Origin of the sequence: Candidatus Palauibacter australiensis (assembly GCA_026705295.1) — a bacterium.
Taxonomy (GTDB): domain Bacteria; phylum Gemmatimonadota; class Gemmatimonadetes; order Palauibacterales; family Palauibacteraceae; genus Palauibacter; species Palauibacter australiensis.
The window spans coordinates 1-5,173 of the sequence record JAPPBA010000141.1 but is presented as its reverse complement, the minus strand read 5'-3'; the positions used below and the strand labels follow the sequence as shown (position 1 = coordinate 5,173).

Annotated in this window: 7 protein-coding genes; 5 read left to right on the top strand and 2 right to left on the bottom strand. The window is 65.2% G+C overall.

What is annotated here, in order from left to right; all coding sequences use genetic code 11:
* The first annotated feature begins 42 nt into the window (after window positions 1–42).
* Genes OXN85_11650 through OXN85_11635 form a run of 4 tightly spaced genes read left to right on the top strand, consistent with a single transcriptional unit; the run spans window position 43 to window position 2,297 of the window.
* Entirely contained in the window at window positions 43–366 is a 324-nt protein-coding gene (locus OXN85_11650) for a helix-turn-helix domain-containing protein (GenBank protein ID MCY3600609.1), read from the top strand.
* Window positions 363–764 (top strand): VOC family protein, encoded by a 402-nt coding sequence (locus tag OXN85_11645; protein ID MCY3600608.1) that lies wholly within the window; start codon window positions 363–365, stop codon window positions 762–764. The genes OXN85_11650 and OXN85_11645 overlap by 4 nt, the downstream gene beginning before the upstream one ends.
* Entirely contained in the window at window positions 761–1,192 is a 432-nt protein-coding gene (locus tag OXN85_11640) for a hypothetical protein (protein ID MCY3600607.1), read from the top strand. The genes OXN85_11645 and OXN85_11640 overlap by 4 nt, the downstream gene beginning before the upstream one ends.
* A 28-nt stretch (window positions 1,193–1,220) precedes the next feature.
* Entirely contained in the window at window positions 1,221–2,297 is a 1,077-nt protein-coding gene (locus tag OXN85_11635) for an aldo/keto reductase (protein MCY3600606.1), read from the top strand.
* 21 nt (window positions 2,298–2,318) lie between these two features.
* On the opposite strand, the gene OXN85_11630 is transcribed toward OXN85_11635, so the two are convergent.
* Window positions 2,319–3,572: an agmatinase family protein gene (locus tag OXN85_11630; protein MCY3600605.1), complete on the bottom strand. Its 1,254-nt coding sequence runs from the start codon at window positions 3,570–3,572 to the stop codon at window positions 2,319–2,321.
* A gap of 517 nt (window positions 3,573–4,089) precedes the next feature.
* On the opposite strand from OXN85_11630, the gene OXN85_11625 reads away from it, so the two are divergent.
* Window positions 4,090–4,371 (top strand): hypothetical protein, encoded by a 282-nt coding sequence (locus OXN85_11625; GenBank protein MCY3600604.1) that lies wholly within the window; start codon window positions 4,090–4,092, stop codon window positions 4,369–4,371.
* A 105-nt stretch (window positions 4,372–4,476) separates the two neighbouring features.
* Here OXN85_11625 and OXN85_11620 read toward each other — a convergent pair whose 3' ends face one another.
* Window positions 4,477–5,022: an NYN domain-containing protein gene (locus tag OXN85_11620; GenBank protein ID MCY3600603.1), complete on the bottom strand. Its 546-nt coding sequence runs from the start codon at window positions 5,020–5,022 to the stop codon at window positions 4,477–4,479.
* Between the last annotated feature and the right edge of the window lie 151 nt (window positions 5,023–5,173).

Genomic DNA, 5,173 nt, shown 5'->3' with positions numbered 1-5,173 from the left:
CAAGACTTGACATGCAAGCGGGTGCTTGCCTTAGACTGGCCCGTGGACATATATCGCGCGATCGCAGACCGAACTCGGCGGGCCATCCTGGATGAACTCGTCGATCGGTCGGGGCAATCGCTCTTCGAACTCTGCGGGGGCCTGATCATGAAACACGGCATCAACTCCTCGCGGAAAGCGATCTCACAACACCTGGACGTACTGGAAGCCGCCGGGCTCATTCGCACGAGGCGCGAGGGGAGGACGAAGCTCCACTGGTTCAAGGGCGCGCCGCTGAAGGCCATCGGAGAGCGGTGGCCGGTCTCGACGGACGAGGGCACGTCACACTCCACTTCACACTCTGAGGATGAGGGCAGCGAGGGATGAGAATCTATCTGACCAGCGTCGTTGTGAACGACCAGCAGAAGGCGCTTCGTTTCTACACGGACATCCTCGGCTTTCAGGTGAAGCACAACATCCCCATGGGGGAGTACGCGTGGATCACCGTGGTATCCGAGGAAGCGCCGGACGGGACGGAGTTGCTGCTCGAGCCCGATGGCCACCCCGCAGTCGGTCCGTTCAAGACCGCGCTCATGGAGGACGGGATTCCCAGTGCGTCCTTCGCGGTCGATGATGTCGAAGCCGAGCACGAGCGTCTCGTGGCGAAGGGCGTGAAGTTCGTTCAGCCGCCGAAAGACCTGGGGACCGTCATCACCGCCGTCTTCGACGATACATGCGGCAGCCTGATCCAGATTCTGGAAGAGAAACAGCAGGGAGGCACATGATGCTCAGGAACATCCTCGCCGCCATCGTCGGCTACATCGCGATCGTCGCCGTGCTCTTCGCACTCTCCTCGCTCCTGTGGCTGATGCTGGGCGCGTCGCGCTCCTTCCAGCCGGGTACATGGGAGGTCGCCAGCGGCTGGATACTCGGCTCGATCGCGATCGGGTTCGCGGGGGCGTACATCGGCGGCCTCGTGTGCGCCCGGATGGCGCACGACGCCAAGGGCGCGCTGATTCTGATCGGCATCCTCGTCGTGCTCGGCGTGGTGTCGGCCCTGATGCCGGTGGAGGCCGCCACGGGACCGCGCCCCGATGACGTGGGGATGCTGGAGGCGACCATGAGCGCCAACCAGCCGACATGGCTCACCTGGCTCAACCCGGTGATCGGCGTCGTGGGAATCTGGCTCGGCTCCCGCAAACTCCGCGCCTAGCAGAGACGTAGCAGAGAAGAGGAGAGGAATGCGATACAAGCTGCTGGGAAGGAGCGGCCTCCGCGTGTCGGAGGTCTGCCTGGGTACCATGATGATGTCGACGGAGTCGCCCAGCTCCGCTGGGCCCGAGGAGAGTCGCCGGATCCTGGAAGCGTTCGCGGACAAGGGCGGCAACTACTTCGACACGGCCAACGAAGTCTACAATGGCGGTCTCAGCGAGCGGATTCTGGGGGAATTCGTCGCTTCCGAGCGCCATCGTTACGTCGTGACGACGAAGTACACCAACACCCTGCACAGCGGCTTCGACCCAAGCATCCGGGACCATCCCAACGCCGGAGGCAACCACAAGAAGAGCATGGTGCAGTCGGTCGAAGGGAGCCTGAGGCGCCTCGGCGTGGACTACATCGACCTTCTCTGGATCCACTTCTGGGAGTACAGCACCGACATCGCGGACGTGATGCGGAACGTGAACGACCTCGTGCAGCAGGGGAAGGTTCTGCACTTCGGCCTGTGCAACACGCCGGCCTGGGTGGTGGCGCGCGGCCAGACCGTCGCCGATCAGAGAGGCTGGGAGCCGATCTCGGCCCTGCAGTACCAGTACAACCTGGTCTCGAGGGATCTGGAATTCGAGATCATCCCCTGTGCCCGCGCGCTCGGAATCAGCGTGAACGCGTACTCGCCGCTGGCCGGCGGCTTCCTGACCGGCAAGTACACGCGCGGCGCCAGCACCGAGAGCCGGCGCTTCGACAGCGAGGTCTTCAAACAATGGGCCTTCCAGTTCGACGAAAAGGCGTACGACACCGCCCGCAAGGTGGATGAGATCGCCGACCGCCTCGGAACGAGTTCGGCCGCGGTGGCCCTGGCGTGGGTGCGCGACCGCGGCGTGATCCCGATGATCGGGGCCCGGAAAGTCTCCCAGATCGAGGACAGCCTGCAGTACCTGTCACTCTCCCTGCCGGCCGAGGACATGCAGGCGCTGAACGAGGCGAGCGCCCCCGTCCTGCCCTGGACGTACCACCTCCTCCACGGCGACGACAGCCGGATCCGCCAACTCGCCGCCGCCGGCATGCTCGACGCGATCGACAACGAGCACTTCCCCGCCTGACCCCGGCACATCAACCGGCGGCTAGCGGCGGCCGTCGTCGCGGGTGAGGGGGCTCAGGTAGTCGCGGTTTCCGAGGCCGAGCTTCCGGAGGGCGATGCCCGTCATGCACTCGTCCACGATCTTCTTGGCGTTGAGCATGGTCGTGTAGCCCGGGTCGACGAGCGGGTTGAGTTCGACCAGGTCGAAGCCCACCACGTTGTTCTCCGAGCAGAGCCCGCGGACCATGTAGAACACCTCCCGGGGCGTCAGTCCTCCCGGCACCGGCGTCCCCGTGCCCGAGGTGTAGGCCGGGTCCATGACGTCGATGTCGAAGGAGATGTGCAGGTACTCGGGGCCTTCGTTCGCCTGGTCGAGGACTTCCGTCATGACGTTCGTCCAGCCGTCCCGGTCGATCTCGGCCATCGTGTGGTACCGCATGTCGTTCGCGCGCATCCACTCGAAGCCTGACGGCCCCGGCCAACTGCCCCGCAGTCCCACCTGGATGAAGTTCCGGCCGAGGATGTGGCCGTCGTCGATGAGCCGGCGCACCGGCTGCGCGTGCGAGATCAGGTGGCCGTGCCGCGCATCCCCCGCATCGTAGTGCGCGTCGAAGTGGATGACGCCGACGTTCTCCTTGCCGTACACATCCGCGAGTCCCGCCACGTTGGCGAACTCGATCGAGTGGTCTCCCCCGATGATCACGGGAATGGCGCCCGTCTCCGCGATCTCGCGCACCATCCGGCGGATCGGCGGCATGCTCCGCTCCACGCTCAGGTTGTCGATGGGCGCGTTGCCGTAGTCGACCGCCGTGAGTTCGCTCCGCCACGAGATCATCGTCTCCATGCTGCCCACGCTGCGCCGCATGGCACGGAGCGCGGTCGGCCCCTCACCCGCCCCGCGGTACCCCACCCCCATGTCGACCGGGGCCCCCATGAAGGCGACTTCGACCTCCCCCGCGACGAGGTCCTCCGGCGTGCGCGCGATCGGAAGCCCGAAGAAGGTGAGGACGGATCCGACCTCGATGGGTCCCGGTTCCCGCGGAGGATCCCCGGAGATGTCCCGGTCCTGCCACACCGCGAGGTTGGGATCGCTCGCGTCGAGCCGGATGATCGCCGAGTCGGGCGGGAGCGGCTCCCGCTCGGGGACAGTGTCGCCCGCGGCGTCCGTCACAGGGTCGGTCGGGTCCGCCGGCGCATCCGCAGCCGCGACATCGCCGGACTCCGGCGGCGGAACCTCGCAGGCCGTGAGCAGCAGGCCACACAGGAGGAGAGCGGAGGACGAGAAACTGGATGTCATGGTTCGATCACGTCCGATAGTCAGCGCGGATGAGCAGGTATCGTCTCGGTGGGAAGCCTACGGAGCGCCACACCGGCGGGCAATCGAGGGGCGCGTCAACTGACGTACGGACCGATATGGCCGAATCGTCGAGGTAGGCGAGATACGTCACGGGGAGCTTCCGGGAACACGAAAGCCCGCGCCGGAGCGCGGGCCTCGGAAGGGGGGCAGTACGATGAATATCCACCGTAGGTGCGTCCCGACAGGAGCGTAGCGAACCCTCTCCTGCACGTCAACCGGACGTTGCCGCTCCTGCCCCTCCTCTCTTGTTCGATGGCTCCCCCGGAGTCCGGCCGCGGCGGCGCCGACTGGGGCGGCGGCCCCAGATGGTGTGTTCACGATGGATCCTCGCATGCTGGGTGCAGGGGTAGCGGCTCCGGCACCGGGAAAGGCATCCTCGGAGCCCAGCCGGCTGTAACACGAGGGTCCGCCGTAGTCTCAACCGCCCATCATCAGCCGAAAAGAAGGAGTAGCGCCCGTGACAATGCTCAACACGCCGGACACGATCTTCGTTCCGTCGTCCGTTCACAGGTCATCCGAGGATGACGGCTGGTGCGTTAAACTCGTGGCGTCAACGGATGGCGAGGGCACGGCCTCGATGCTGAGCCTCAAGGGGCTGACCAAGGAGCAGGCCGGCCAGTTTTTCCCCGGCCCGGAACTACAGGGTGTGGGTGGAACCGGCCTCGACGAAGGGACCGCCGACCGTGGCAGGATCCGCCTGACTCGGCATTCTTCAGGATCTCCACCCGCGACACCCTGACGGTGCAGAGAGCCGCGCCCATCGAGGCGATTTCGCTGGCGGAGATCAGCGTGTCCGTCCGTGCCCGAGGACATCGACCAGAGTCGACAGCGTGGCCGGGTGGAATCAACGCCTGAACTCGTCCCGCAGCCTTGGCACGTTGATGCCGCCCCAGCAGCTGCCGGTTAATTCCGAACCCTGCGGTGGGAATGCGCCGTGGATCACCTTGATTCCTCGCGTCTCGAGGAACTCCGCCACGGGTACGAAGTCTCGATCGGATGAGACCAGTACCGCGATGTCGTAGTTATCGACCCATGCGAGACTGATCATGTCGGTGGCTATGCGAACGTCGAGACCCTTCTCTTCGGTGCCCCGCATATCAGCGCCACAGGCCGGGCATCGACCTATCGCCTCGTGGCAGGCCGGACATTGTGGTGGCGACCGCTTCTTCTGGCGCGGGACCATCGATACGCTCACGCCCGGGAACGTATTCACGACTTCCGTTGCCCAGCGATGGAGCTTTCGGTCCGTGGTTTTGTTGTAGGAGCCGTAGAAGTTCAGCCCCTGGTACTCGTCCCTGGAGGCTGCGTCGACCACCTCGGCGGCAGCACGCGACAGAACCGGCCCCAGTCTCGACCAATCCGAGTTAAACCCTGGGTCGCGAGCCCTCATGGAGAGCTGGTAGTCCAGAAATCCACGAACACTCTTACGCGGTGGCGTGGGACGTTGGCTGCGACATCAGGCATGTTCATGCCGAGTAGCCTGACGAAAACTAAACAGGGACGCTGATCGACGATCAGCGTCCCTGGGGTCTAAATTGTCG

What these genes read in the sequence shown, in the direction of transcription:
- OXN85_11645 (MCY3600608.1), top strand. Translation starts at nt 363, where the DNA reads ATGAGAATCTATCTGACCAGCGTCGTTGTGAACGACCAGCAGAAGGCG.
- OXN85_11640 (MCY3600607.1), top strand. Translation starts at nt 761, where the DNA reads ATGATGCTCAGGAACATCCTCGCCGCCATCGTCGGCTACATCGCGATC.
- OXN85_11635 (MCY3600606.1), top strand. Translation starts at nt 1,221, where the DNA reads ATGCGATACAAGCTGCTGGGAAGGAGCGGCCTCCGCGTGTCGGAGGTC.
- OXN85_11630 (MCY3600605.1), bottom strand. Translation starts at nt 3,572, where the DNA reads ATGACATCCAGTTTCTCGTCCTCCGCTCTCCTCCTGTGTGGCCTGCTG.
- OXN85_11620 (MCY3600603.1), bottom strand. Translation starts at nt 5,022, where the DNA reads ATGAGGGCTCGCGACCCAGGGTTTAACTCGGATTGGTCGAGACTGGGG.